This is a genomic window from Brevibacillus sp. NPDC058079, assembly GCF_042885155.1.
Classification (GTDB): Bacteria; Bacillota; Bacilli; order Brevibacillales; family Brevibacillaceae; genus Brevibacillus.
The window spans coordinates 344,061-368,529 of the sequence record NZ_JBHVSO010000005.1 but is presented as its reverse complement, the minus strand read 5'-3'; the positions used below and the strand labels follow the sequence as shown (position 1 = coordinate 368,529).

Below are 24,469 nucleotides of genomic sequence, written 5' to 3'. Positions count from 1 at the left end.
CCTTTTTTCTTCACACGACTGTGACTCTTGCGCTATCCACGTGGACTGAGACGATGGACAGGATGCAACAGCTGATAGCCTTTGTTTGTCGCACGTACGGTATAGCTGATCGTAACGTTCACCGTTTCGGAATGAGTCTTGTCGACCTTGGCCTCCACTTGCACATCTCGTACACGCGGTTCCCAGATCATGATCGCTTCTGCGATGTCCGACTGGAGCAAAGCCAGGCTCGTTCCGTCCGTGCCATCAAACATGAAGCCTTGCAATCCGCTCCCGAATTTCGGTCGCATCACACGCTCTCCCTTTGCTGTGGAAAGAATGATGCGAATCGCTTCTGCGATGTCATCCTCGTAGTCGGACAAACGAATTCGGCCTGTAGCCTGATCCACCTGAATAGGGAACTTCCATCCTTTTTCACCGAATGGCTGCTGCATGGAATCCCCCCATGAATTAATTCAATTTGATCACCGAACCGTTGACGGCAACAATTCCGTCAGATTTGATGTTCAGGGACGCTCCTGCTTTAATCGACATGGCTCCCTGCGCCTCCAGATTTAGCTGGGTGGACTTGATTGTCAGCGATGTGTCTGACTGAATGGTCACTTGCCCTTTTGCATTCAACGTAATCGTACTTGAGCCGCTCTTCACCGTAACTTCGTTGGCGCTACCACCTTTGATGGCGATTTGGTGGTTTCCACTGCTCTCCTTGAGTACAATACTCTCATCCTTGTCCGACAGCTCCACCTGTTGTCCTTTTTTCGTGGTAATCGTGATCTTCCCGTCATTCGGATCATCACCAAAAATCACTTCGTGGCCTGCACGGGTCGTGATTTTTCGGATGTTGTTTTTCTCCGCCATTTCCGGGCCTTTGTTTTCCTGATTCCAGAGCATCCCGATTACAAATGGCTCGCGTACATCTCCCCAGTGAAACGCGACCAGCACCTCGTCGCCTACCTCCGGAATAAACAGGCTGCCGCGATCTTTTCCCGCAAAAAGCGTGGCAATTCGCACCCAGTCCGTCTCCCGCTCATTATCAACCAGAGGCAGCTTCAGCTTCACACGCGAGAGCTTTTCCGGGTCTTCGTTGTTGGTTACAATGCCGACAATGACACCGTGGATTCTTGCCCGTTCTTCTTCTGTTATTTCATCCTGGTAGAACCAATGATCAAAGCTCATATCGTATTTCCCTTCACATGAAACGTCGTGACATAGCCAGATGCCACATCGATGGTGTGTGTGACAGATGTGATGTAATAAGGCTGACTCAGCTTTTTCCCCATGCCCTCTAGCATGATATAGCGGCCAGCACGAATTTCTGGCAGACCGACCGCCTCACAGTTGCCGTCAAGAAGGTTCATGGCGAGTTGATTCAAGCGTGCTTTCGCAACCGCTTTTATCTCCTCAGGTGAGTCCAGCTTTTTCGTAGACTCGTATTTATCAAAATAATCACCGATTGCTTTCAGCAGATCAGCGCTTGTCTTCGAATTGGTCCCGAGCTTCCCGATATCTGTGCTCGTTGCTTTTGCTTCCTGGAGCACCGTTGATTTGTCCTTGTCTACCCATCGCACCGTATAGGAGGATGCTTGGGAAGCAATGTTGACATCAACGGAAAAGCTGCGCAAGGAAACTCCCCAGATCAAGGTAAGGACCGGCGTCATGTTGCTCAGTGGCTTACGGAAATACAAGTTCTTCCCGACGATAAAAAAATCGTAGTTGCAAATTTTTGCGAGACGATTTAAAAATTGAAAGTCAGTCTCGGAGACCGTCTTTGTAATGGGCTCGATTGTATGAACCGTATCATCCACATGCGTCGACAAGCCGTATTTTTGTCCCAGCTCTTTCACGACATCGCTGTATTTCTTTTTATTCCAAGAGGTAGACTTGTTATCGACCATAAGCAGGAACGATTTGTCCATCCCTTTTACCGTAATGGTAGGCGTCTCCTCGCATGCAAACGAAACGGCTGTAATATGCCCGTAAAAGAGACTGGACAGCTCGGTTCCGTAGCCCATCTGGATCTCGATTTCGTTGCCAGGAACCAAATAGTCATCTACCCAGCGAAATTCCCACGCTGCCGTATCAAAAGCATTAGTTACCGAAAACGAGAACGTATCTGCTTTGCCTTCCAAGCTGGAGTTGATCGTCGCTTTGGTAATGGCGATACCTACCTGGCTAATCAGCTTTTTCCCTCCAACGAGTATTTCCAAGGCTGGGGAATGAAAGTTGTTGTACGTTTGGCGCAGGTCATCGAAGGAATGGCGGTCTGTCGTCAATTTTAATTCGCTCATTCCTTCGTCACCTCACAAGTGGCACATGTAGGGTAGTAGCCGGTTTTAGAAGTCTGGGATTATCGATCTGATTGGCGTTCGCAATGTTTCGCCATTTCGACGCATCACTGTACGAGCGATACGCCATCAAGTAAAGCTGGTCTCCTTGGTTGACCGTTTGTTGTGCAACCTTTTCTCTTGCAGCCCCGATATCGTCCGCGGACTTTTTCACGCTCGTGCCTTTAAATGTAACGCCTAACGTGGCTCGTACCGGTGTCCCTTGGTCGAGAAACATCGTAAACCGCTGCGAAACCTTCTCGACAACACCTGTGAATTGAAAGCTGTCCCAGACGAATTTGCATAGGGGCGGCGTACTGATTTTCTTTTCTACGGCCATCAGTCCCAGCACCTGATTCGTGAATGCACGCACATCCACTCCAGCCTCGTATGTATCAAAAAACAAGTCGACCGATAATGTCTCGATATCACCACTCGTGAACATCCCGACTGGTACCGATTGCCCCAATATCTTTTGCCAAGAGTAGTTATTGGAGGCATCTACCTTGTATTCCGAAGGGTTAAAGAGAACGGAAATACTCTCCTTGAAGTCACCTTGCCCGTTGCGATCCACTAAAATTTTGGCCTTTTTCTCCTGACCCATCATTGGCTTTTGCCTCTCTTACCGAAGAAATAGTCATCTGTGAATGCGGCGGTTCCTGCTTATAGACCTCGTCGCTGCCGCTCTTGAGTGAGGCGCTTGTCCAGCTCCTTCATCATTTTATCCATCAATCGATCCACCTCTTGTGGGGATAACGACGTCTGATTGCCAGCCCTCTCTTGCACGTGTAGATCGACTTGTCGTTGGAGTGGAAGTGTTGTCGTCTGCTGCACTGCGGTTTCTTGAGGCTGCATGCTTTTTCGCAAGTACTCCATGGACGGCGGCGACTGAACGGTAGCAGCAGGGGTTGCGTGGCTGTCTTCCGTACGTAACGCTCGTCGATGAATATGGGTTGCGTTTTCGGACAAGGAGCGCTGCTCGGGTTCTCCGGGCGCTCTTTGAGCTTGTTGCAGTCGTTGCAGGAGTGGAGGCAGCATTGTCATTTCAACCATTGGCTTTGGAACAAGTATTAGAGATGTGTTTTTTTCCACCTGTTCCACTTTTTCCGTGGCCATTGTTGTTGACCCCAGGTTGAGTAGCCTTGGTTTTTGTAGAGGGGTGCGACGAGCGTCTCGAATCTCGACCTCTTGTGCCCCATCACTAGTTAGCCGTTTGATCGTCTGCGTCTTCTGGTTGACCGTCAGAATCTGCTCATGGTTGCTTTGTTGAAAACGGCTACGGCGACTAAACTGCCCGGAATGCAATCTGTCCAAGACTAAATCAATGGATTTTTCTCTCGCAAATGGAACGGAGCTGATTGGATGGTGGCGAGAAAATGGCTCCAAGCTGTTGACTCGATCTTTTCGTTGTAGTGGCCCTATTGCACGTCTGCTTCTGTTCTCGTGAATGTGATTGTCAGGCACCCCCACGCTTTGACCATGCACAAGGCTAGCGAGTAGTCCCCATTGTTTCTGAACAACCATTTGTGCATCGTGACGATTCAGAACAGTCGAGAGTGAGTGATGGTTTTGGACATATGCTTCCGTACGGAAATCAGTTTGGATAGCTTTTCTGATTTGCTCCATGACTTGAAGATAGGGGCGAGCACGCAGGGCAATGGAGTTTGTCCACAAGCTCGCGGTCTGCTGCAAGAATCGGGAGCGGCGGCTTTCACGGGATTGACGGCTTTCTCGTAATGGATTGCTTTCGCCCTTGCGAGACCTTGACTGATCATTCGATTGCTTTTCACTGCTCGGGGGAGCTTTCCTACTTGTGCTTGTTGAGCCTACCTTTGCAAACTCACTTGTTGATGCTAGCTTTGCAAACTCACTTGTTGATGCTAGCTTTGCAAACTCGCTCATCGCTGCCAGCTTCGCGCTTTTTTGCAAGAGGATCGTGAGTCCTAATTCCGCACTCCATCCAGCAGTTATCGGTCGCAATGAGTACCTATCAGAGACATCCTCTCTGATAGAAACCGGCTTCGAAAACGTACTGTACAATTTCTGATGATCTGTTCCCCCAAGTCGAATCCACTCTGTGGCACGAGGCATTGCAGAATCAAAGCGGTTCACCCTGAGGAAAAGTGCTTCCCTATCATGACCATGAGCGTGCACGAATGCTCGATTTGTACTCCGTTCATTTTTTAGGAAAATGGAGTGTCGTATTGGTCTATGCTCATGCTCGTGTGCCATGGAGAAAGTCGCTTTTGTTCCCCATAGGCTGAACTTTTCTTGATTCTTGGAGAAAGAGAAAGCGACATCTGTCTGCTTGTCCCTCCCACCCTGAAACGACAATAGCTGACGTACCATCTCGTATGACAGCTGAAAAACGTGCTTATTTTGCAGAAAATGAATCGTTGGCTGGAAAAATGGTTGGGAGATGCCTTCGATATGATTCGTAGCTTCATGATTACTGACGGATGTACTCCCTTTGGTCAGAACATTCAGCAGGTGCATCGACCATCTACTAGGCGTATTTTCCGCAGGATACGGAGATTGATTCTTCGGCTCATACAGAAGGTTCCTTGGCGCATGAGTTCTAGTAGCAAAGAGCTCCCTCGTACTGAGCTGTTCTGCCGCCATCTGTTGAACATGCACCCACGCCATCACAGGCTTCCTGTTCGTCTTCTGGTGGATAGAACTGAACATTTGATTCTGTAACGTCTGCCAGCGTTGGCGATTCATATGGAAGATAGGCGCAAAGCGATTCCACACAAACCGTGCGGTGCTAGCTGCTCTACCAACTGGCTCGATCCCGTTAAGAGTTTCAAGATATTCCTTGATCCAAGGCTGGTTCAACCATCCTCGTTTTTCAAACAAAACAGGAGCATTGGCGGACTGCAAGCTCTGTCTCCAATAAGCAGCGATCGACTTCCTGACAACTGACTGCGAGAGAAGCGGAACTGTTCGGGAGCTCTCTGTGACACGTGTGATAGGCAATGGGAACGCTAGCCCCTGCATGGGGTGTAAAACGTGTAACGACAAACCCGTCCACCACTCATGCTGTAGCATGTCAGGCTGCTGATACGAAGCACGGGAGACAACCGGGATCATGCTCGTTTTGCCAAAATGAGTTTGCCCATGGCTTGATCTCGAGCGAATGGACTGTTCCCTGACAATCTCATTCAACCTGGCTTCCTGTAATGTCAGTTGTTGAAGTAACGCGTATGTCCGCTGATTCCTTGTTGAGATGGATTCGAAAGGAAGCAGTTGCAACGGGTGAAATGTAATGGTACTCGGCTGCTCCTGCTCTACCCGAGACGCCAACAAGGTTGCTTGTTGCTCTCGACTTATAACAATCTGGCGCAACCAATGCGACAAGGCACTCGGCTGTTGAGCCAAAAGAAACAGATGAAGCATGCTAGGCAATACGGACGAGAACATCTTCGAAAGCTCATTGTTTTGAAGTATCTTCCGTTCCAATGAGCTAGAAGAAACTCCAGACAGCGTTTCTAGCATCCACTCGCTTTTAGCTTGTGGATGTTGACGGCTTCTCGCGAAAACAATCGGCTGTAAAACACGTAAACGGGGATGCGTGGTCATCGTCCTTGGCAGCCATGTTACTCGACTTTGCTGCCAGTACAGACTCAGGTTTTCCCACAAGCGCCCCAACAGTTCAGTCTGCTGGGAAGCTACAGACCAACGTGTACTTTCACTTTCATGAACGATTAGCCTTGCGATATCTCTACTGTCATTTCCAGCTCTCTCTGTCCTCCCCGAGCGATCCCAAAAAGAGCTCGCAGCCCGGCCTTCTGCTCTTTTTAGCAAAACAGGAAAAGACCAAATCCCACCCGTCGGCTCCATCCCTCTGCGGATCAACTGCAAAAAGTAGCGCACTCCAGACTGTTCGAATCGACCTGCTTCAGAACGCGTAGCTCTGACACGTGAAATCGAAATCGCATCTACTCTTGTCGCTGATTCGAGCCGTATCCGCTCACGTTCATTTTGCATGCTCCTGCGTCCACCAGGATCACCCATTCGTGCCGTGGGTACCAATAATTCCGGCAAAATATAGGGAGTCTCAGGCGTCCGGAATCTTTCACGTACGGTTTCCTTGCTGTCTGAAATCATTGCTTTCAAAAGAGGCGAAGCAAAATCGACCGTGTTTATCTGCTTTATGAACCGTCCCAGCGGCAGCGATTTTTCAAGTGAGCTTGCTCGCTGAACCGAAGACTGAACATAACTGGACGAGCGATATCTATCTCTTCCATTTGAGACAACGGTGATCCGAGGCAGGTAAGCCTTCTCGATTAATTTGGATGACTCCCACTTCCGAAAAAGCTCATGTATCAAAGTAGCTGGTTGTACTTTTCGTCCTGATCCCGATGCTTGCGCTATCACCACACGCTCTTTTGGCCATGGGAAACCAGTCTGTCCGTTTGGTAACATTTCTCGATTCAATCCGAGGTAGGAGTCCACTTGTACTTGCATGCGCACATGAATGAAGTTTTGATGAAAGTGGTTTTCCTGCCCTCCGATACTCGGCGAAAAATCACGATGGATCAAAGCAAGGTAGCCGGGATCGCGACCTTCCTCGTGCCGATACTTCTGCATGATACTTTGTGCAAAGCCTTGGCTGGACGACCTTGGCAGCAGTGATGGACGACGCGAAGGTGGGAGCGCCTTGATCGTTATCATCGTTTCGTTTACTCCTTGCAGACGGGATAAGGCTTAAAAATACGCTTTTAAGCCGTGGTGCACGATTTCCAATGTCTCGATGGCCACTTCTCCATGCGTGGCCCGGAACTCCGGTCCAACCCACTTGACCGGATAAGCCCCTTCAAATGCCCAAGCCCCCACATCATTTCCGTTTGGGTCCATAAGAATGATCGCTCCCTGCTTGCGCTTGCGCTTTTCTGGCGGGCCAAAGTGGAAGTCCTCATACCATCTCCACAGCTCGTTTGATCTCACAAACCCTCGTTTGAAGACCAGGTTGGGAAACTTGCTGCGTTTCGGCAGCTTGTGGACGAAATGATTCACGCCGCCCTCTTGGTACTCTTCCAGCTCTGTTTCGACAGCCAGTCCGGACACTTCACTAAATCCAGCGACCCAGATGCCATCCATCTCCAATCCAAACGGAAGAAAGTCTACACGAAATCGGAGGTTGGTGTAATACGGATTCTCATTGGCGAACACCAGAATCACCTCCGCTTGAACACATCAAAAACATTTTCGGGTTCGTCATTTTGCTTGCGGTTAATCGCGGATATCTCCTCGCACCAGCGACGCCGTTCCTTGTGTTCCATCGACATGATCTCGTCGTGAGGCCAGTGAAAATAGTAGGCGATGAAGGCGACTTCTTCATAGATCTTGTCGACGGGGTATCCACTCATACTCCCTCCAGCGCCCCTGAAAAAGCCATGTCTACCTGAAATTCATGCTCGCATTTCGGACAAGATGTCTTGAACATCGAGCTGTCCAATTCATTGATCTGTCTGTACAAGTTTTGCAGGTACGCGAGATCCGCTGTAAACAGCCGTTCCACCACTCTGGTGTCAATTCCCCGTACATCTCCCAGCTTGGTAATCACTCTCGTCAGCAAAATAATCGTCAAGTAGCCGGGATTTTGCTGGACACGCGGATCACGCATCGGCAAAATTTCGTCGGCAGCCGTCGCCAAGCGCATGACGCCCCGCTTGTGCAGGTTTCCTTCTTCATCAACATAGCCGCGCGGGAGCTCAAATTCGTATTCCGTTTTAAATGCCATGGTGTCATCCTCCTCATCACCCTAGGCCAGCAAGAGTGACAAAGAAAAACCTTCTCCTTGCCACTCTTAGGCGTCGGGATCTTCTATTATTTCGTGCGTGTCATTCCTTCGTGGGCAATTTCCAACTGCTCAATAGCAACCTCTGAGGACGTACCGTTAAAATCAGGCGCGGTGTATTTGGTCGGCCATGCTTCGATGACCTTCCATGTAGCGACATCATCCCCAGCCTCATTGATGGCAATGATCGTTACCGTTTTGCGTGCGACCTTGCCCTGAATGGTGTCCTGCATCCAGTTGTACAAATCCATCGAATCCGTCACGCCCCATTTCAGCGTGATGTTCCCGTACTTCGCCAAGCCCGGGAGCTTGCGCGGTGTAATTACCTCATTGCCTTCGCGATACTCGACTACGTCCACAGACGCATCAAAGCCCGACACCTCACTGAAGCCTGCCTGCTGAATGCCGTCCATCTCTACCCGATACCGAAACTTGCGGTATGGATCCTTGCGATCTGCCATACTGTACCCCTTTCTTCACACCATTTTTCGCCGTGAATTATTGCTGATCAGATGTTTTTTGCGTAATACGGAAGATGACGAACTCTGCTGGTTTGACAGGAGCTATACCAATCACGCAGATCAATCTGCCGTTGTCGATATCATCCTGCGTCATCGTGCTTCTGCCGATTTGAATGTAAAAGGCTTCCTGCGGGCTTGAGCCCATCAGCGCGCCATCTCTCCAGACACGGGTCAGGAAAGAATCAATCGTGCGTTGGACGCGGGCCCACAGCCTCTCGTCATTTGGCTCAAATACCACCCAGTTTGTCCCGTTTTTGATCGATTGCTCGAGGAAAATGAACAGGCGGCGTACGTTTATGTACTTCCATAGCCCATTGGATGACATCGTCCGTGCACCCCAGACGCGAATTCCTTGACCCGTAAACGCGCGAATCAGGTTGACACCCTTCGGATTCAAAATATCCTGTTCGCCCGTATTGTACTGGCAATCCAGTCCTGTGCAGCCGCGTACGACCTCGTTTGCCGGGGCCTTGTGCACACCGCGGGTATTGTCCGAGCGCGCGTAAATACCGGCCATGGAGCCTGATGGCGGAATGTAAATATTGCGCTTGTCCAACGGATCGAACACTTGCAACCAAGGATTGTAGATGGCAGCGTATTGCGTATCGAAAATATTGCGATGCGTCAACACATCGCTTACTTTTTTCTTGTCGCGTGGAATATCGAGGATGGCGAAGCGGCTTTTCAAGTTTTCACAATGGGCCACAAGCGCGAGCTGCACATTCGGGTCTGTCACGCCAGGAATGGCCATAATGCTCACTTCGTCATTATCGATGAAAGCTTGGATTCCTGTACGTTTTCCAGGTCCATGGTCTTCCCCCATGTATTCGCCCGCTGACAGATTGGCAACAGAACCGTCGCTGCCTCCTACCAAAGAGATTTGATACAGACCGAATTCCGTCTTTCCGCCATCGGATTGGGTTTCTTCCGCCATCCCTGAAATGACGGTAAAAGGAGGAATGACTTCTGGGCTTGCTGGAGCAGCGCCCGCTTCAACCTCTACGATATTGCTCTTGGACAGCAGCTTGCTGACATGATTGGCAGCAGAGACATTGAGCGAGCATTTGTCGAACTCTTCGGCCTCATCGTTGTAGAAGACTTGCACCGTGAATTCGCATGTCGAGAGAATTTTGACCGGTAGCAGATTGTTATCGATGACGTCTCCTGTGAGTACAGCTGACAGCTCAATCACATTGTCTTGGGACGAAACCACTTCCCTGTACTGTTTGGTTTCACCGTCATAGAAAGAAACGACATCACCTGGTTGAAAACCTGCACTGTTTTTCACACGGTACTTAGGAGCCTCGCCTAGCTGCTCGTAAATCTGCGTTTTTGCCTTGCTCGACGGAATCAAATTTACGCGGATCTGATTTCCCCATGCCCCTGGGTTTTTCGCAGCAATCCGAAGGACAGCCCCTTCGCTGTTGCCTTCATTGGAAGCCGGCTTCGCATCTGCTGGCGCTACCCGCATCACATAGCAACGGGAGCCTCCATTCAGAAAGAAGTGATCCACCGCATAGGCAAGATAGCGGTATTCGCCAAACGCATTCTCAGACAAATAGGAACCGAACAACTTGCGGAAATCATTGACACCTGTAATTAGCTCAGGCAACCCCGCAACGGGTCCTTTTTGGGCCAACCCGATAAAGCCGGCCGTGCTAGTACTCGCTCCCTCCATGGGAACGGGGCCACTATCAAACTCCTCGACATACACCCCTGGTGATAAGTATTCTGGCATCGTAACCTGATTGGAGAGTTCCGCATGTATCAGCAGCAGAAACCTACAATCAGTCCCTCCCTCCGAATAATTTCATCACTTGCTTTACCACTTACAAATAAAGCCGTTTTGATACGTGAGTCTTGCTCTATAATCAGGCAGCAGGATGTCATGGACCGACGCCAAACAACTGCCGGATCACCCTATTTAGGTCTGTACATTTGGATGATACCTATGGATTGGGTCGTACCGGCTTGAATAGAAAGCTCGGCAAAACCAGCGGCTTCTTCCCGCCACACTTCAATTTTCATACGCGCATGAGTTTTTTCTAGAAACAACGGAAGGGCAACTACGAATTCTCCTCTGTCGTCACAATACGTTTCGAGCAGCGGGAGTAAGACAGTGCCTCTTGGGTAGGCAAAAGATAGAGGTTCGGTCAAGGGATAAACCCGACCTTTTTGGGGACTTGCAAAACGAATGAACGTCCCTTTACATGTGGGTGTTTCGAGAAGAAAAGCGTCAGCCAAATCGACTTGACCCTTTTTACTGGCTACGATTAGCTCCGTGGCCCCTTTGTCAGCGTCCTCGGCCAATCTCACCGGGGCATCTCGCTCATACGAGATGACAGCCTGCACATAGGCTCCGCCAGCTGGGGAACCATCCTCCACGCAAGCTCTCCCTCGAACAAGGGAGTCTCCTGACCGGAATGGATAGGCTGGACTCGGATGCAAGTAAATGATTGACTCCGTGTAAGATGTGCTCCCAGTGGTCACAGAGAAGGACACGGAGCGATCCATATACTCTCGGCTACATATGGTGAGCGTGTAAATCCCATCAGGTAAGTCAGTAAAGATATACCATCCATCCCCTTTGCATACGGGCACTTGTGGATGATTCGCCAAGCGAACAGACAAGCTCGAGCGAAAAGGGGCTCCTCTTGTATACATGTCCACCAGACGGACGGCATACGAGAAGACGGAACGAATGCGCACCTGGAAATGCTGATCCATTAACCATGACCTTCCCCTCGTATGCGAATATCCCGTTCCAGTACACGCTTCGTTGAACGAACTCGGGTTGAATCGATATGAACCGGCCCTACCGAGTAGCCGATGGATAGCTTGTACGGAACATGTGGAAAGAGTTGGATGAGTTTATCAACGGGAGGCTGCTCCACGACGACACGAAGCTCTGTATCCATGCTGGCAAGGGAGCCTTGAAGCTGATCGCCACGCAATATGGCGTTGTCGTAGAGAACCTGCATGGCACGCCCGAGGATGCGGTGCTCGTCCAGCATGCGGGTATGCTGTTCTGCTGGGGAATGGGCGGTCAATATGTAGGAGAGATTGACCGTCATTGGGGGATATCGCAACTGATCAGTACCTTCACTGATCATCATGTGCTGCCTCTCCTGACTTTCCCGGATTTCGTATAAAAACAAGGCTAACGCCAAATCTCCTGGCTGAGCGGGCGAGCTTAGACCAATCAACTCGGGTTGGCTAATCGGCTCCGGCGTCATCTCTTTTCGCAAAAGAGCGAGCAACGACTCTCCTACTTCAGCAATGGCGGTGTACTGGCTGATACCCGTTCACCTCGACATTATTTGACAGAATATCCCTATCATAACATTGAAATTAATGGTTTTACATGAATTTTTATCTAATTTTGTAAAATTACATATTTTCCTCGATACGCACTACTTGTTGGCATACTCCCCCAAATCCTCTTTCAATAGCAGCTTACCCGTCTTTTTTAACTCCTGCTTTGCAGCCGCGATCAAATGACTCATGGAAACGTGCTTGCCTTCCGATGCAGCCAAGAAAGAGGCAGCGAGAACCACATTTTTGATCCCGCCCCCAGCAATGTGCAGCTTGGACGCGAGAAACTCAAAATCGATGTCAGCAGCTCGCGGTGTATCGACCGGGAACATACTGCGCCATATTTCTTCGCGATAGAACGGTTCGGGAAAAGGAAACTTCACCACGTAGTTGATTCTGCGCATGAAGGCCTCGTCAAAATTTTGCAGAAGATTCGTCGCCAAAATGGAGACCCCTTCGTACTCCTCCATCTTTTGCAGCAAGTAGGCCGTTTCCACATTCGCGTATTTGTCATGCGAATCTTTGACTTCTGAGCGCTTGCCAAAAAGGGCATCGGCTTCATCGAAGAAAAGGATGGCATTGCCGATTTTCGCTTCTGAGAATATATGGTGGAGGTTTTTTTCCGTCTCCCCAATGTACTTGCTGATCACCTGCGACAGGTCAATTTTAAAGAGTTCCAGACCCAGTTCGTTTGCCACGACTTCCGCGGACATCGTCTTGCCCGTACCCGGAGGACCTGCAAACAACATGCTGACGCCCTTACCATAGGAGAGCTTTCGCCCAAAGCCCCACTCTCCCAAAACAACATTTCGATAGGTCACCTGATTGCAGGCGTTTCGCAACAAAGTCAGTTGCTCCTCAGGTAAAATCAGATCTTCCCAGCTGTATTTGGGGCTCAATCGTGTGGCGTGCTTTTCTAGCGCATGTCTCATTTGCAGGAAGCAAGCTTCATGGAGGTGCGTTTTCGTAATGATCCTGTCTTTCGTCTGCATCGCCATTTCATTTGCTCTGTGAAGCGCCTGGTTAATTTGCCCGGCATTCAGCTTGAATTTTCCTGCTAAAACGCCTACGTCAATCTCTTGAGAAAAGCTCATGCCTGCACTGCCCGTCTCCCATAATCGCCTCCTTTCCGTTTCATCTGGACCAGGCACCTCCATTTCCAGCCAAATCCGCTTCCCCAGAGCGTTTTCCGGCTTCCATTGACTTTTCGCTACAATCCCAATGGGGCCTGAAAAGCTTTCGAGTTCATCCATCACTAGCTGCTTGCGCCCAGCAGTTTGTACCTCTTCTGTCAGAAAAACCTCGAACTGGTGCAAGCACAGCACACCCTGACGCAGCTGCACCTCCCGCATGACCTGCTGTAATCTTCGTGAAAAAGCTTCCTCGCGGATCAAGCGTTCTGCATCGACGAACAGCACCGGTCGCCTGACGCGATGAAACAGATGCTTGACTCGATGCCTTTTGCCAACGCCAGTCGGACCATGCAAATGCAGGAGAAGCCGCTCTGAATCTGCTCCTGTCGTTTCCCACAATGTTTCAAAGCGCTCCTGCAAATGTATCGCGCTCTCCCCTACCAATGGTTCCAACTCTTGATCTGGTAAACTCCAGGATAGCCAAGGCTGCAGACTGGCATCACCTCCATCCTTCGTCGTCAAAAAGTGCAGCATACGTTCATCCAGCTTTAACGACCGAGAGAGCCAAGAGCCACTTCCGCCCACATCCCCCTCGGTAAAAAGCAGCAGTCGGCCCAGCTTGCTTTTTTGCGTAAACGCTGTCCATGCCTCTAATCTCTCGGTCGCTGTTCGGCAAAATAGCTGCATCGCCAATTCGGGAGTAGGCGACTTGCACGTAATATCATCGAGGAGGTAGCCAAACAGCTTTTCGTACTTCCGATCCAGCTCGACTGCCAGGCAAAGAAATAAACATCCCAACTCGAAGCGGTTGAGTGAAAAAGTATTTGCTACTGCCAGAATCGGTATGCTACTTGCTTCTTGCATGCGCAGGACATGAAGTCGTTCCTCACATACTGCCACCCGCTCTGTGAAAGCTTCCCATAGCTGCGTTGTTGGCGGGACTGCCTCGAGCAATTGCACGACTTCTTCCTCTGTGACAATCACCCCCCTCATTTGATCGAGCGGATAATCATCTCCCTGCTGTGCTCGGACAGCCAGCAAGCGCATCAGATGAATATCCAGCCATCGAAGCATTTCTTCGTAATAGTTCCACTGGTTGTGATTCGGTTCGGGACTCGTCATTTCGCTTTTTCACCGCTCCTACGATATTTTCAACTCGCCAGACCAATCACGTTCGGCCCCTTTTTGGGCGTATTCGTCACATAAGTAGAAATACTGTCGCGCCGCCTGATCCCAGCGGTTTTGCTTGATGACGGACAGAAAAGCGGAGCGTGCATCGTGAAACCTCCCATTTTGATACATCGCAATCGCTTGCTCAAACAATTCCTTCGTCTCCTCCTTGTGCGCGCGAATCTGGGCAGCGTCTCCCTCGTATACGTCGTACAAATGCATCGGCTGAGCCTCTCCCTCAATATGCACCCAGCCTAAATCACGATATCGGTACGTCGTGCTCTCCCCCATCTTTGCAAATAGCGAATCGGACATCAGGATGCAGGCTCCGAGCATTTCCGCCATCTTTTCCATTTTCTCCACCACGCGGACGTGATCCGATATAATCGCAGCCTCTAGCCGCGTCGCCTCGCCAATAATCCCGAGCATCAGCGGACCGTGATGCAGAGCCACCCGCAATTCAATCGGCTCGTATCCTTTTTCCGCCCGTTGCTCGTTATAATCCGCTAACGTACGGCGCATCTGTACCGCCGCATCCAACGCGTCTTTCGCCTCTTTTGGATAAACGGCAAGCACGCCGGGATCGAGATATTCAGTAATCATTCCTTGATTCTCGTTCACAATTGGAGCAAACCGCTTGAGAAACGCATTGATGACGCGGAAAGTCGTATCTGGTCGCAGACGATGAGAGATGGCATGAAACGATTGCAGACTCATCCGCATAATCGCCATTTCCCGCTCCACCTGATCACCCAGCTCCACGTCGAGTATGCTTTCCTTCCCGAGAAAATGGATAAACTGCTGTGGCACAAAGCGATTGTTCGCCTCGCTCATCCTCGTGATATTCGAAATGTACTGACGAATGCGCTTAGCCATTTGGTTGAAGCTTTCTGCCAGCTTTTGAATTTCATCCATGGAGCGAACCCTGGCCACGACACTGTAGTCGCCTTTTCCCATATCGGAGACGTTCGTTTGCAGATTGCGGATGTTTCGGTATGTCAGCCACGAGAAAAGGAAAAATAGACTCGCGCAAATCGACCAGACCAGCGCAGCGCCGCGGCCAAGCTCTCGGGACATTTCGTTGTGCTGTATGCGGACCCCGTTCATTTCTCTGCCCAGCTCCAACACACCCGATAGCTTGCCGGAGGAGTTGTATATCGGGGCCATCGCGTACATCCAGTAGCCTGTCCGATCCTGTGCTTTACCGGAGACGATCTCCCGTTTCATGACCACACTGCGAAACTCGTCATCAATGGGCACATTCTCAAACACTTCTGCGCTGTCATTGTCATCCATCATGAGAAACAATTCGCCATCTTTGTATTTGTAAATCGTTTTGTACAGCCCCCTGTTCACATGCACATCATCTGGGACCTCCAGTTTTTTCAGGTTGGCCTGTACTGCTTGATAATCCGCATTCATGTAATCAATGGCTCCGTTGATTCCATCCAGCTTGTCCCCTTCGATCAGAGTAGAAATGACATAGGCTTGGAGACGAAGATCGGTTTGATTTTCCTGCTCCATAAACGCGAAGGTCAGCTTCGTTCCCTCCAGTTGAAGGAATACGGGGACAACAACGAGTGGGGCTATCACAATCGTTTGCTTGATAATCAACGGAATCCGGAAAAGGCGAAACAACAGAAACTGAATGACACAAAACAGGAGAATGTCCACACCCAATCCTGTCCACCAGGTCCATTCCTTCAAGCGATCTATTTCGGATACAGACGGGGAAGAGAGCTTGGTCATCACATTTCCTTGTTGATCCAAGAAGGCGAGCTGACTATCAGTGGCCACTACGAACTCATAATTGGGAGTTACAGCAAACGCCGTTAAGGCACTGCTATCGCTCGACTTGATCTGCTCGAATGTTTTGGAAGGCACCATCAAGGCGATTTCATCTGGATGTGCGGGATCGAAGCGTTCAATGACATTTTGATCGGAATTGTAGAAAAGGAGACGACCTGCTGGCCCCACTTTTACATGATTGGGGGCGGTATTATTTTTTTCGGACCGTTCGGAGTGACTGTAGAGCGGACCTTTCACTTGAGCTTCCCCGCTTCCTTGGGGAACGTCGACCTGGAAAACCGCTCCGCGCTTCGTAGTGATATAGGTATGCCGCGGGTCTACTCCTGTGATTTCATTTACGTATACTTCATTAGGCAATTGGATTTGATAGAGTTGTGTGGGGGGTGAATCAGAGGGTACAAATTGATAGGCAATCACTTCAGGGTGCTGATAAACATAGAAATAAAGACGATCTTTCGCAACTTGCAGGGAGCGTACCTTGCCAATTCGCTTGTACGAGCTGTTCGCTCCGTATGAATCTTCATACACGACTTGTACCATTTCTCCATCTGGCGACATTCGCACGATTCTCTCGGATACGGTCCGCAAGCCAAAGCTATCGAGCTTTGTGATCAGCACGTACGCATATCCTTCTTCGTCGATGGCTACCTCTGTGAAATTTTCCAAGCCTTCTTCTGGATTTTGCTCCAGTACTTGCTGGTACCTTAGCGACCGATCTGGGTACAGGCTAGTCAGCTTTTGGTATCCATCCGTTATGAGGACGACATCCTTTTGACTATTGACCGCTATGCTGTCAATCCCTTGAAACGGTATGTCCTGCTTCCCGCTTCTATCCACGTTCCAAACGAGCAGCAAGCCGATCCCAACAAATACAATCAGCAGTCCGGTCAACCAGGAATACTTCTTGTTATTTCCCATCGTTTGCGGTTCTCCCATCTCTCGAAAAAGTATTTTCGAAAATGATACCAAGCAACATTATACTAAAAATTACAAATTTCGCTATACATCTTCTCTATTTGACATTTATACTACTATACAGATTGATTTTCAATATCTTACCAGATGACTTATGTAAAGGAGTTGGCTTCATGGGACAACTCGTCTGCGGAGGAGCCATACTGCAGTGCAGCTTCGGCGCAGCTCCCAGTTCACTCATGGTGCTCCCGATGAATCGCGTCACTACCAGTATGCCGATCGCAAACATCATGGACAATAAACCGATGGTAAACGTCCTTCCATTCGGAATGTGCAATACGATGTCCAACCCTCAGGTCGCAGCAGCCACAGCGGCGAAGCTGGGCGTTTTCACTCCCGTCCCCTGCGTTCCTGTCACTGCCGCCCCTTGGGTTCCTGGCTCCCCTACTGTTCTCGTCGCCAACATGCCTGCCCTCAATCAAACCTCCAAGCTCATGTGCAGCTGGGGTGGCATCATCCAGATCACGAACCCCGGTCAAGCAACGATTCAGGTTCCCTGACAGATAGGGAGGAAACATATGGACAAACAACTCCAAAAGCTAACAGAACAAACGATTGTCGACCCGCTCACCAATCCGCTCAAAAAATGGGTACAGGATTGGATAAAAAAAGGAGCCGCCCTCCCCAAGCAAGCCCTCGATTGGATCAAGAACGGCATTGCCGGACTGTTCACCAAAAAAGAAACTTCACTCAACGATTACGTGCATATCGGCCGTTTTTACATCGCCAAACGCTTTCTCATTTTGACAGGACTATTCCTCCTTGTCCTGGTCTACTTCCTGTTCATCAATCCTCCCGATGCGCTTAACCGCTTTTTGCAACGTCCCATCGTCATTCATCTAAAAACTCCCAATCAACAGATTTCCGACACGGGTCTAGCGCTCATCTACAACCCGGAAGGCACGATGATCTATTCTGGTCAGCTCGTGGATGGTCTGTATGACGGAAAAGGCGAGCTCTATGACGACAAAGGGAAGCTTCTATACAGCGGCGAGTTCAAAAGTGGCACTCCGCAAGGCTTAGGCAAAGGATACCGGAAAGGCGTTCTCGTCTATCAAGGTGGGTTTGAAAATGGCGTTTACGCTGGTCAGGGAGCGTTGTACAACCACAACCAGCAAGTCGTTTTTCAGGGAAATTTCAAAAATGGGAAGCTGGATGGAGCCGGTCAGGAATTGTACACAAACGGCGCAATCAAATACGAGGGCGCTTTTAAAAACGGCATGTACAGCGGAGCTGGCAGGCTTTTTACGAAGGATGGAAAGCTACTCTACGACGGACTGTTTGACAATGGCTTCTACGGCGGTGAAGGTACCGATTACTACGAAAACGGGCTCGTGCAGTACAAGGGGCAATTTGTGGACGGCAGATACAATGGAACCGGAAGTTTTTTTGATCGGGATGGCAAGCTCGTGTATGAAGGTCATTTTCGAAATGGGCACTTCAATGGAGCTGGAACCAAATTCTCCACCAGTGGCAGTGTCGTCTATCAAGGTGATTTTTTGCTGGGTGTGTATCACGGGCAGGGCGAGCTTCGTGATGCAAGTGGCGTAACTCTGTATAAAGGCGGCTTTGCCGAAGGGCATTATCATGGAACGGGAGAGCTTCGTTCTGCCGAAGACGCTCTGTTGTATCAAGGGCAATTTCGGGCAGGTGCCTACGACGGCATCGGGGTGCTCTACGACAAGGAAGGCTTGCCTTTATATAAGGGGTACTTCCGCGAAGGGCGTATTTATTTGCCAGGATTCATCGGCATCTCCAGGACCAAGCTGGAAGAGATTATGGGCAAGCCCGACGACGACGCGCCGAAGATTGCCGAAGGTGCTGTCCCTCCTTCTACGGATCAAAAAGCATCGGAGGCTTCGCCAACAGTAGAGGCACCTTTATCACCAGAGAAGCTTTCCTATCGCGAAATGAATATGGCTTTTACACTTGAACCAGCACCAGGACACCCTAGCAAGCAGATTGTCACTGCCGTCCACGTCTATCACCCACAGGTCATCTCTATCGTCAAAGAAGATCGGAACGAGCTCGACAGCAAATCTGCCATTTTGCCCAAGACGTCTACCACCTACTCTAACCGTACTGGAGCTATCACGAGCTATCTGGTCGACCCGTATCTATATCTCTATTTCTATCAAGCACAGCAAAAGGAACCTGTTCAATTGGACGTGACAAAAGCAGCGGGGGTGTAAAAATGCGACGCTATGAATCTAGCAAGCCGTCTATAGATGCGACTCATGAAAAAACGAAAGCATCTGTTTCCAGGCCCATGCTCCAGCCGAGCCAGGTCCAAAGAAAGGCGAGTCACTCTTCCCACATCCTTTCTCTGCAAAAGACTCTCGGCAATCAGGCTGTGCAGCGCATGTTGTCGAGGACTCCCTTGCAAAAATCGGAGAATCTATCGGCAGGTAGCGGCCGCTCACTCCCTGATTCCGTCCAAGCAAAAATGGAGAAGGCTTTTCATACTGATTTTTCAGATGTACAGATTCATCCAGAATCGTCTGTCGCCTCCCAAATCGGGGCTGTTGCCTTCGCCCAAGGGAATAACATTCACTTTGCTCCGGGCACCTATCAGCCGGAGACGCAAAGCGGTCAACAGCTACTCGGTCATGAGCTGACACATGTGGTCCAGCAAAGACAAGGGCGGGTAAAAGCGAACGTTCCGGATGCTAGCCTGCCCATCAATGACGATCCCTCTCTGGAAGCAGAAGCTGATCGCTACGGATCTTTTGCGGCTTCTGGTACCAAGCTGGATAGCACAGACTCTGATGGAACAAGTTCTGTATCATCCCCGATCATACAAGGAACGTGGGACGAAGCCTTGTTAGATGCACGCAGAATGTGGAAGAAACATGTGGCGAAAACCAATGATTTGCATGAAGGAACAATCAATGAACTTTTTGACCAGACAAACTACTTGTCTTACTTTGACAAAGTGCGGTATAGCTACAGTCTGCACTCCAAAATTTCCGACATTTTCTCGGTTACAGGCGGAAACTATACAGAGTTAGAAGAAGCACAGCGTCTTTTCGGAAAGGAGATCACGCCATATTTCGGTCAAGATAAGGATAACGATCCTGACATCGATTACAGCTATTTGGAGAAGCAGGACAACGACGACGACACGGGAGTCCACTTGATGGACGAGGATAATTCCAGCAATTTATACAAGAATAAACGCGTTGCTACGGAGATCAAGACGATCAGCTCCCATGATGATTTACAAATTAACGCCCGCATTCACGAAGCAATCGCTCAATTGGACAAACGGCGTGATACGAATCAATTCGATGAATATGTGATCGTCATTCAAAAGTATCATCCTGAAAACCCTTGGCCGTACACAACCGCTGAAAACAGAGCCGCTCAGGAGCTAGGCGATCTGAAGCAAAGGGTTATTCAAAGACTGAGTAACATGTACAATCTTCCGAACTATAATATCAAGGTCATTTTCCGCGGGATCACGAAAGGAACGCCCACAGGTGGAACAGGTGGCGTAAATCCCGCATTCATTATCCCGGAACACATCCGCTATTCGAATTTGCAAGCGTATTCGCTGGAGTGTTACTACTTGGGTGAAATCGGCGGAGGATGGCTGGTAGATGACCTGGTCCGAGAATAACATGACGAACCGGCAGCCACGCTGAATGGATGGCTGCCGGTTCTCTTTTGACATTATTAGTACAACCGTTTCGTATAGCTGTCTTGCAAGCCCTCTGCCACTTCTTTTGCCGTCACACCCGGAAGCTTCACATGATCCGCCAACATTTGCGCGACATTAGGAGTCGTCCCCTCTACCGGCCATGACTCCGGCTTCCATAGACCAGAGCGCATAAATGCCTTCGCACAGTGGACGAAGCACTCCTCTACCTTTACTCCGATCCCAAACGTAGGCACCTTCCCGTTTACCGCCATCTTTGCCAGTATTTCTTCATCGCGGATAATGCAAGCCTTGCCGTTCACGCGGAACGTCTCTTCCAGCGTAGGAATCAAAAAGATAAGCCCAATATGCGGATTGACCAAAATGTTCGTGATGGAGTCCATCCGCTTGTTTCCTGGACGCTCAGGGATGACCAGATGGTGATCATCGATGACATGCACAAAGCCAGGCGCATCTCCACGTGGCGAAGCATCGCAATGGCCATCTTTGTCTGCTGTGGCAATGATGAGAAATGGAGATTGGGCAATATAATTGCGGCTATGGTCATCCAGCTGGGTTATCGCCTTGTTCTGTACGAGACGACTTGGCTCTCCGACCATTTCGCGCAGTTGCTGCTCTGACGTGACCACGTCACGGAATATTCCGAATCCTGACATGACTACCCCCTCTTTCCTCTGCTTGTTCGAACCTGCCACCATCATACCACTTTTCTTGCTCATGGCAGAAGCAGGAAGTCCAGAGGAGGGTCATATTACGCCAGTCTGCCCTCAGCAACGACAATCGTTCCGTTTTTGATTACCGTATTTACGTGGTTGATCCCATACCGATATTGCAAGGTCATGAAATCAGGAACGTCAAAAATCGTGACATCTGCTTTTTTCCCGACCTCAATGCTGCCGACTTCATGCGCGATTCGGATAGCGTGAGCAGCATTGATCGTAGCTGCCGTCAGCACCTCGGCTGGCGTCATCCCCATTTTTAGGCAACCCAGATTCATGATGAGTGGGAGCGAAACTGTTGGAGACGAGCCCGGATTGCAATCCGTCGAAATCGCGACAGCCACGCCACGATCAATCATTTTCCTGCCATTTGCTGACTCTGCCATCAGGAAAAACGCCGTACCAGGCAGTAACACAGCGATGACACCCGCTTCTGCCATCTGTTCAATCCCCTTGTCAGAGGCGCGCAGCAAATGATCCGCAGATACCGCTCCAACCGAAGCTGCCAGCTCTGCCCCTTCATACGGTTCGATTTCGTCCGCATGAATCTTCGGCAGTAACCCATGACGGACCCCTGCTTCGAGAATGCGTCGTGACTGCTCCGGGGTGAACACACCTCTTTCGCAAAACACATCGTTAAAGACAGCCAGCTTGCGACGAGCCACCTCCGGGATCATTTCCTCGATGACCACGTCTACAAACGCATCCGGATTTCCCTTGTATTCACGTGGCACCGCATGCGCACCCATGAAGGTACTGACGATATCGATGGGATGTTCCTCGTGCAACTGCTTGGCTACCTCTAGCTGCTTCAGCTCATCTTCCAATGTCAGGCCGTAGCCGCTTTTCGCTTCGACGGTTGTGACCCCATGCAACAGAAATTGGTCAAGACGCTGCTTGCTCTGGGCAAATAGCTCTTCATGAGTCGCTGTACGCGTCGCTGCGGTGGTCGAGTGAATTCCGCCACCATTGTTCATAATCTCCATATAGGTCGCACCGTTTAGCCGCATGTTGAACTCGCTTTGCCGACTGCCCGCGTGCACCAGATGGGTATGCGGATCGATCAGCCCTGGTGCGACCAGTTTGCCCGAAGCATCGATGATTTGCGCCTCATGCGCACGGTCTCGATAGTGAAGTGACAGCTCTTCATCTGTTCCCACACGCTGGATAACGCCGTCTTCCAGCCAGATGCTTCCGTCCTGAATGATCGACAATTCATTCATTTGCGCTCCAACTACCGGGGAAGAGGAGCTGCCAGCCAGCGTGGCAAGCTGACTGGCGTGGCGAATCCATACAGGTTTTGTCATGGCTTTTACTCCTTCATCATCGGAATGTTAACGCCTTTTTCCTTGGCTGTTTGAATCGCGAGGTCGTACCCTGCATCCACATGTCGGACGATGCCCATGCCTGGATCGGTTGTGAGGACACGCTCCAGACGACGTGCTGCTTCTGGAGTACCATCTGCCACGATGACCATTCCTGCGTGGAGAGAGTATCCCATGCCAACGCCGCCTCCGTGGTGCACAGATACCCAGCTCGCTCCGCCTACCGCATTGATCATGGCATTGAGAATCGGCCAGTCTGCAACCGCATCGCTGCCATCCTTCATTGCTTCCGTCTCACGGTTTGGTGAAGCGACAGAACCGGAGTCCAGATGGTCACGTCCAATGACGATAGGGGCCGATAGCTCACCGCGCGCCACCATCTCATTGATGATTTGACCAAAACGCGCACGCTCGCCATAGCCTAACCAGCAAATGCGGGAAGGCAGTCCCTGGAACTGAATGCGCTCCTGCGCCATGCGAATCCAGTTGCACAGATGCGTGTTGTAGGAAAACTCACGAAGAATAACTTCGTCTGTCTTGTAAATATCCTCAGGATCGCCAGACAGTGCTACCCAACGGAACGGCCCCTTGCCCTCGCAAAACTGCGGACGGATGTAAGCTGGCACGAAGCCAGGGAAACGGAATGCATCCTCCACACCCTCGTTTTTTGCCACCTGCCTGATGTTATTGCCATAGTCGAAAGTGACGGCTCCTTTTTCCTGCATGGCGAGCATGGCGCGAACGTGTTCCGCGATGCTTGCTTTTGCGCGAGATTCGTACGCTTTCGGATCGCGTGTCCGCAGTTCGGCCGCTTCCTCCAGTGACATGCCGATGGGAATGTAGCCGTTGAGTGGATCATGCGAGGAGGTCTGGTCCGTCAGCACATCCGGGATAAAGTCGCGAGCCAGCATAGCATTCAGCACTTCGGGTGCATTGCCTAACAGCCCGATGGAAATGCCTTTTTTGTCTCGCTTCGCTTCTTCCGCCAAACGGATCGCTTCGTCCAGACTCTCTGTCATCACATCCAGGTATTTCGTGTCCAGTCTGCGTTGGATACGAGTCGGGTCCACCTCGATATTGATGCTCACACCACCATTGAGCGATACGGACAACGGTTGCGCACCACCCATGCCGCCCAAGCCTGCTGTCACGGTAATCGTTCCGGTCAGCGTGCCTTCAAAATGCTGGCGTGCCAGTTCTGCAAACGTTTCATACGTTCCTTGCACGATGCCCTGGCTGCCAATGTAAATCCAGCTTCCCGCAGTCATTTGTCCGTACATCATCAAACCCTTTTTGTCCAGCTCGTGGAAATGCTCCCAATTCGCCCAGGCAGGCACCAGATTCGAGTTTGCCAGCAGCACACGCGGCGCATCTGTATGCGATTTGAATACAGCAACGGGCTTCCCAGACTGGATGAGAAGTGTTTCATCGCTCTCTAACGTTTGCAATGTTTTGACAATCGCATCGAAGCATTCCCAGTTCCGTGCCGCCTTGCCAATTCCGCCGTATACGACCAGATCCTCTGTACGCTCCGCTACATCAGGATTGAGGTTGTTCAAAAGCATGCGCAACGCCGCTTCCTGCACCCATCCCTTTGTATGTAATTGGGTACCTGAAAAGGCTTGGATCATTTGCTCAACGGATTGTGTCGTTGTCATCATTTCCACCTGCTTTTCTAAAAGGATGTATTTCTTAACTCCATTGTAAAAAAGCA

Annotated in this window: 20 protein-coding genes; 3 read left to right on the top strand and 17 right to left on the bottom strand. The window is 50.3% G+C overall.

Annotated elements, in window-relative coordinates:
• Positions 1 to 32: 32 nt before the first annotated feature.
• The 14 genes from ACFVS2_RS17590 to ACFVS2_RS17525 all read right to left on the bottom strand — a co-directional run bounded on the left by ACFVS2_RS17590 (position 33) and on the right by ACFVS2_RS17525 (position 16,993).
• Positions 33 to 434, bottom strand: coding sequence for a GPW/gp25 family protein (locus ACFVS2_RS17590; protein ID WP_390236046.1), 402 nt, complete (start codon positions 432 to 434; stop codon positions 33 to 35).
• 16 nt (positions 435 to 450) lie between these two features.
• The gene (locus tag ACFVS2_RS17585; RefSeq protein WP_390236044.1) at positions 451 to 1,176 is read right to left on the bottom strand and encodes a phage baseplate assembly protein V; all 726 of its coding nucleotides are present in this window, start codon (positions 1,174 to 1,176) and stop codon (positions 451 to 453) included.
• A complete protein-coding gene (locus tag ACFVS2_RS17580) occupies positions 1,173 to 2,288 on the bottom strand; it encodes a phage late control D family protein (protein ID WP_173618528.1) in 1,116 nt (371 codons plus the stop codon). The genes ACFVS2_RS17585 and ACFVS2_RS17580 overlap by 4 nt, the downstream gene beginning before the upstream one ends.
• Before the next feature lie 7 nt (positions 2,289 to 2,295).
• Positions 2,296 to 2,931, bottom strand: a complete 636-nt coding sequence (locus ACFVS2_RS17575) for a CIS tube protein (protein WP_390236041.1) — start codon at positions 2,929 to 2,931, stop codon at positions 2,296 to 2,298.
• A gap of 56 nt (positions 2,932 to 2,987) precedes the next feature.
• Positions 2,988 to 7,001, bottom strand: a complete 4,014-nt coding sequence (locus ACFVS2_RS17570; protein WP_390236039.1) for a hypothetical protein — start codon at positions 6,999 to 7,001, stop codon at positions 2,988 to 2,990.
• A 33-nt stretch (positions 7,002 to 7,034) separates the two neighbouring features.
• Complete coding sequence (locus ACFVS2_RS17565) at positions 7,035 to 7,499, bottom strand: phage tail protein (protein WP_048034038.1); 465 nt, start codon at positions 7,497 to 7,499, stop codon at positions 7,035 to 7,037.
• Positions 7,500 to 7,504: 5 nt separating this feature from the next.
• The gene (locus ACFVS2_RS17560) at positions 7,505 to 7,696 is read right to left on the bottom strand and encodes a DUF6760 family protein (RefSeq protein WP_390236036.1); all 192 of its coding nucleotides are present in this window, start codon (positions 7,694 to 7,696) and stop codon (positions 7,505 to 7,507) included.
• A complete protein-coding gene (locus ACFVS2_RS17555; RefSeq protein WP_007721338.1) occupies positions 7,693 to 8,070 on the bottom strand; it encodes a hypothetical protein in 378 nt (125 codons plus the stop codon). The genes ACFVS2_RS17560 and ACFVS2_RS17555 overlap by 4 nt, the downstream gene beginning before the upstream one ends.
• An 86-nt stretch (positions 8,071 to 8,156) precedes the next feature.
• The gene (locus ACFVS2_RS17550) at positions 8,157 to 8,588 is read right to left on the bottom strand and encodes a phage tail protein (protein WP_007721341.1); all 432 of its coding nucleotides are present in this window, start codon (positions 8,586 to 8,588) and stop codon (positions 8,157 to 8,159) included.
• Between the two features lie 37 nt (positions 8,589 to 8,625).
• The gene (locus tag ACFVS2_RS17545; RefSeq protein ID WP_390236032.1) at positions 8,626 to 10,386 is read right to left on the bottom strand and encodes a phage tail sheath subtilisin-like domain-containing protein; all 1,761 of its coding nucleotides are present in this window, start codon (positions 10,384 to 10,386) and stop codon (positions 8,626 to 8,628) included.
• A gap of 182 nt (positions 10,387 to 10,568) precedes the next feature.
• Positions 10,569 to 11,375, bottom strand: coding sequence for a hypothetical protein (locus ACFVS2_RS17540; protein WP_390236029.1), 807 nt, complete (start codon positions 11,373 to 11,375; stop codon positions 10,569 to 10,571).
• A complete protein-coding gene (locus ACFVS2_RS17535; protein ID WP_370642736.1) occupies positions 11,375 to 11,929 on the bottom strand; it encodes a Pvc16 family protein in 555 nt (184 codons plus the stop codon). Before ACFVS2_RS17535 ends, ACFVS2_RS17540 begins: the two co-directional genes overlap by 1 nt.
• A gap of 132 nt (positions 11,930 to 12,061) precedes the next feature.
• Positions 12,062 to 14,218, bottom strand: coding sequence for an ATP-binding protein (locus tag ACFVS2_RS17530; protein WP_390236027.1), 2,157 nt, complete (start codon positions 14,216 to 14,218; stop codon positions 12,062 to 12,064).
• An 18-nt stretch (positions 14,219 to 14,236) separates the two neighbouring features.
• Positions 14,237 to 16,993, bottom strand: coding sequence for an adenylate/guanylate cyclase domain-containing protein (locus ACFVS2_RS17525; protein WP_390236025.1), 2,757 nt, complete (start codon positions 16,991 to 16,993; stop codon positions 14,237 to 14,239).
• Between the two features lie 170 nt (positions 16,994 to 17,163).
• Here ACFVS2_RS17525 and ACFVS2_RS17520 point away from each other — a divergent pair, with 170 nt between their 5' ends.
• From ACFVS2_RS17520 to ACFVS2_RS17510, 3 genes are read left to right on the top strand one after another with little or no spacing between them, the layout of a single operon-like run.
• On the top strand, positions 17,164 to 17,550 hold the full coding sequence (locus ACFVS2_RS17520; protein ID WP_390236022.1) for a DUF4280 domain-containing protein: 387 nt from the start codon (positions 17,164 to 17,166) through the stop codon (positions 17,548 to 17,550).
• 18 nt (positions 17,551 to 17,568) lie between these two features.
• The gene (locus ACFVS2_RS17515; RefSeq protein WP_390236020.1) at positions 17,569 to 19,242 is read left to right on the top strand and encodes an MORN repeat-containing protein; all 1,674 of its coding nucleotides are present in this window, start codon (positions 17,569 to 17,571) and stop codon (positions 19,240 to 19,242) included.
• A gap of 2 nt (positions 19,243 to 19,244) precedes the next feature.
• Complete coding sequence (locus tag ACFVS2_RS17510) at positions 19,245 to 20,672, top strand: eCIS core domain-containing protein (protein WP_390236017.1); 1,428 nt, start codon at positions 19,245 to 19,247, stop codon at positions 20,670 to 20,672.
• Between the two features lie 56 nt (positions 20,673 to 20,728).
• Here the strand turns inward: ACFVS2_RS17510 and ACFVS2_RS17505 are convergent, their stop codons facing one another.
• The 3 genes from ACFVS2_RS17505 to hutU form a co-directional block, all read right to left on the bottom strand.
• Positions 20,729 to 21,367 (bottom strand): pyridoxamine 5'-phosphate oxidase family protein, encoded by a 639-nt coding sequence (locus ACFVS2_RS17505; protein ID WP_390236014.1) that lies wholly within the window; start codon positions 21,365 to 21,367, stop codon positions 20,729 to 20,731.
• Between the two features lie 95 nt (positions 21,368 to 21,462).
• Positions 21,463 to 22,737, bottom strand: a complete 1,275-nt coding sequence (hutI, locus tag ACFVS2_RS17500) for an imidazolonepropionase (RefSeq protein ID WP_390236011.1) — start codon at positions 22,735 to 22,737, stop codon at positions 21,463 to 21,465.
• Between the two features lie 5 nt (positions 22,738 to 22,742).
• A complete protein-coding gene (gene hutU / locus ACFVS2_RS17495) occupies positions 22,743 to 24,413 on the bottom strand; it encodes a urocanate hydratase (RefSeq protein WP_173618842.1) in 1,671 nt (556 codons plus the stop codon).
• Positions 24,414 to 24,469 lie beyond the last annotated feature (56 nt).

Bases quoted from the DNA above. Each gene is read 5' to 3' on its own strand.
- hutU (WP_173618842.1), bottom strand. From the start codon at position 24,413: ATGACAACGACACAATCCGTTGAGCAAATGATCCAAGCCTTTTCAGGT.
- ACFVS2_RS17510 (WP_390236017.1), top strand. From the start codon at position 19,245: ATGCGACGCTATGAATCTAGCAAGCCGTCTATAGATGCGACTCATGAA.
- ACFVS2_RS17525 (WP_390236025.1), bottom strand. From the start codon at position 16,993: ATGGGAAATAACAAGAAGTATTCCTGGTTGACCGGACTGCTGATTGTA.
- ACFVS2_RS17575 (WP_390236041.1), bottom strand. From the start codon at position 2,931: ATGATGGGTCAGGAGAAAAAGGCCAAAATTTTAGTGGATCGCAACGGG.
- hutI (WP_390236011.1), bottom strand. From the start codon at position 22,737: ATGACAAAACCTGTATGGATTCGCCACGCCAGTCAGCTTGCCACGCTG.
- ACFVS2_RS17590 (WP_390236046.1), bottom strand. From the start codon at position 434: ATGCAGCAGCCATTCGGTGAAAAAGGATGGAAGTTCCCTATTCAGGTG.
- ACFVS2_RS17530 (WP_390236027.1), bottom strand. From the start codon at position 14,218: ATGACGAGTCCCGAACCGAATCACAACCAGTGGAACTATTACGAAGAA.
- ACFVS2_RS17585 (WP_390236044.1), bottom strand. From the start codon at position 1,176: ATGAGCTTTGATCATTGGTTCTACCAGGATGAAATAACAGAAGAAGAA.
- ACFVS2_RS17550 (WP_007721341.1), bottom strand. From the start codon at position 8,588: ATGGCAGATCGCAAGGATCCATACCGCAAGTTTCGGTATCGGGTAGAG.
- ACFVS2_RS17540 (WP_390236029.1), bottom strand. From the start codon at position 11,375: ATGGATCAGCATTTCCAGGTGCGCATTCGTTCCGTCTTCTCGTATGCC.
- ACFVS2_RS17545 (WP_390236032.1), bottom strand. From the start codon at position 10,386: ATGCCAGAATACTTATCACCAGGGGTGTATGTCGAGGAGTTTGATAGT.
- ACFVS2_RS17560 (WP_390236036.1), bottom strand. From the start codon at position 7,696: ATGAGTGGATACCCCGTCGACAAGATCTATGAAGAAGTCGCCTTCATC.
- ACFVS2_RS17555 (WP_007721338.1), bottom strand. From the start codon at position 8,070: ATGGCATTTAAAACGGAATACGAATTTGAGCTCCCGCGCGGCTATGTT.
- ACFVS2_RS17570 (WP_390236039.1), bottom strand. From the start codon at position 7,001: ATGATAACGATCAAGGCGCTCCCACCTTCGCGTCGTCCATCACTGCTG.
- ACFVS2_RS17520 (WP_390236022.1), top strand. From the start codon at position 17,164: ATGGGACAACTCGTCTGCGGAGGAGCCATACTGCAGTGCAGCTTCGGC.
- ACFVS2_RS17515 (WP_390236020.1), top strand. From the start codon at position 17,569: ATGGACAAACAACTCCAAAAGCTAACAGAACAAACGATTGTCGACCCG.
- ACFVS2_RS17580 (WP_173618528.1), bottom strand. From the start codon at position 2,288: ATGAGCGAATTAAAATTGACGACAGACCGCCATTCCTTCGATGACCTG.
- ACFVS2_RS17505 (WP_390236014.1), bottom strand. From the start codon at position 21,367: ATGTCAGGATTCGGAATATTCCGTGACGTGGTCACGTCAGAGCAGCAA.